The sequence below is a fragment of the Mesorhizobium sp. M7A.F.Ca.US.014.04.1.1 genome, from assembly GCF_003998745.1.
GTDB classification, from domain to species: domain Bacteria; phylum Pseudomonadota; class Alphaproteobacteria; order Rhizobiales; family Rhizobiaceae; genus Mesorhizobium; species Mesorhizobium ciceri.
On record NZ_RZRW01000798.1, the window covers coordinates 1 to 2068 of the forward strand.

At 63.2% G+C, this 2068-nt stretch carries 2 protein-coding genes; one reads left to right on the top strand and one right to left on the bottom strand.

What is annotated here, in order from left to right:
- Positions 1-111: 111 nt before the first annotated feature.
- Positions 112-981, bottom strand: coding sequence for an NmrA/HSCARG family protein (locus EOA22_RS31610; protein ID WP_013530765.1), 870 nt, complete (start codon positions 979-981; stop codon positions 112-114).
- 103 nt (positions 982-1084) lie between these two features.
- Between EOA22_RS31610 and EOA22_RS31615 the strand changes: the two genes are divergently transcribed.
- Entirely contained in the window at positions 1085-1969 is an 885-nt protein-coding gene (locus EOA22_RS31615) for a LysR family transcriptional regulator (protein WP_013530764.1), read from the top strand.
- Positions 1970-2068 lie beyond the last annotated feature (99 nt).

Here is a 2068-nt window from a genome sequence, read left to right on the forward strand (position 1 = left end):
CGACGGGCCTGGTCCGGCCACCCTGCAGTAAGACGGTACCGGCTGAACAGGGGGCCTTCTCAAAAGGCCGCCCTGCTGTTTCTGAACCGGATGATGACCGGAGCCGTTCCGTCAGGCGGAGCCGGCGATTTGTGAGGCGAAGTCGCGATAGGGACGCAGAGGGCGGCCCAGAAGCGCGGTCAGGCGCTCCACGTCGCCGGCCTCGGGCAGCATGCCGTCGGTCAGGAACCGTTCGCCCATCAAGCGCATGTCGTAGGCCATCCAGGCAGGCAGGAACTGCTTGAGATTCTGCTCGAAACCTTCGGTGTTGTCGCCGCCGTAGCTGATCGGCCGGGCGAGCACGTCGGACCAGATGGCCGCGATATCCGTCCCGGTCAGTGTCTGCGGACCGACGAGGTTGATCCGCTCGAGCGCAAGCGGCTCCGCGGACCGTTCGCGGCGCAGCAGCTCGAGAGCGGCGATCTCGGCGATATCACGCACGTCGACCATGGCGAGACCTTTGGCGCCGATCGGCATTGTGTAGGTGCCATAGCCGGTGATGACGTCTTCGATCATCAGGTCGTTCTGGATGAAATAGGCCGGGCGCAGGATCGTAGCCTGGAAGCCCATCTGCTCGATCATTCGCTCGACGCCGAACTTGCCGGCGAAATGCGGCACGTTCACATACACGTCGGCATGGATCACCGAGAGATAGACGATCCGCTCGATGCCCGCCGATCGGGCGACGTTCAGCGCGACCAAAGCCTGGGTGAATTCGTCCGGCACCACGGCGTTCAAGAGGAACAGGGTGGAAACGCCGGACATGGCTTTGCGCAGTGAATCGACATCGAGAAAGTCGCCTTGCGCGACCGATACGCCCGCCGGGAAGCTGGCTTTCGACGGATCGCGGACGAGAGCACGGACGTCGGCGCCGCGCTTGACGAGGTGCTCGACGACTTGGCGGCCAACATTGCCTGTGGCGCCGGTAACGAGGATGGTCATGGAATTTCTCCTGTTGGGTTGCTTGACAGGCCCAATATGTGTGGCTCACAAACACTCAAACAGACCGAAATTTTAGACGCACCGTCTCACTGGTGGAACACCTATGGATATTCTGGCCCTCACCGATTTCAACCTCGTTGCCCGCCATGGCGGTTTCGGCAAGGCGGCACGGGCCACCGGCCGGCCCAAGGCAACCCTGTCGCGGCGCGTTGGAGACTTGGAGAGCAGCCTTGACCTGCGCCTGTTTGAACGGGGTGCGCGTAACCTGAAGCTGACCGAGGAAGGACGGGCGCTTTTCGAGCGGACGGGGGCGTTGCTTGCCGAACTGGACGAGACGGCCGCGGCGATCGCCTCGGGCGGTCAAAGACCCAAGGGGAGACTGCGGATCAGCGCGCCCCTGCTTTTTTCTCAGACCGCGATGGGGAGGATCGCCGCGGGATTTGCCCTCAAATTTCCGGAGGTGAGGCTGGAGGTCACGACGGAGGACCGGGCTGTGGACATGATCGAGGAAGGCTACGACCTGGTGATCCGGGTCAACCCGGATCCCGACGAAAGCTTGGTCGGACGGGCGTTTCTCCGCGACCGGCTGGTCGTCGTGGCGAGCCCTCACCTTCCTCGCACCGGTGGACCGGCCCCTGCCGTTGCGCGCGGGAAAGGCGAACGGCAAACATGGCACGTGAAGACCGAGGGTGGCCGGTCGACGATCAAAATCGAGCCGGTCCTCGCTTTGGGAACGCTCATTATGGTGCGCGATGCGGTGCGGGCGGGGGTCGGTGCGGCACGTCTTCCCATTTCGTTGGTGGCCCACGATTTGGCTGACGGCACGTTGGTGAATTGGGGGGACATCGACGCCCCTGAGATCGCTCTTTGGACGCTCTACCCCTCCCGGCGGCTGCTCAGCCCGCGCGTGTCGGCGTTCCTGGATTTTCTGAAACAGGCCTTCCCGAACGGGACGCCGGACGAACTGGCCGCCTATATCGGCAGGTGATGCCCGACCGCTTTCGCCGGCAAGAACTTTTATTTTTGGCGGAAGGAGTTTGCGGTGGAACAAGTTGGGGCGACGGCAATTACCTTGTCGCCCTACAAG

What these genes read in the sequence shown, in the direction of transcription:
- EOA22_RS31610 (WP_013530765.1), bottom strand. Translation starts at nt 981, where the DNA reads ATGACCATCCTCGTTACCGGCGCCACAGGCAATGTTGGCCGCCAAGTC.
- EOA22_RS31615 (WP_013530764.1), top strand. Translation starts at nt 1,085, where the DNA reads ATGGATATTCTGGCCCTCACCGATTTCAACCTCGTTGCCCGCCATGGC.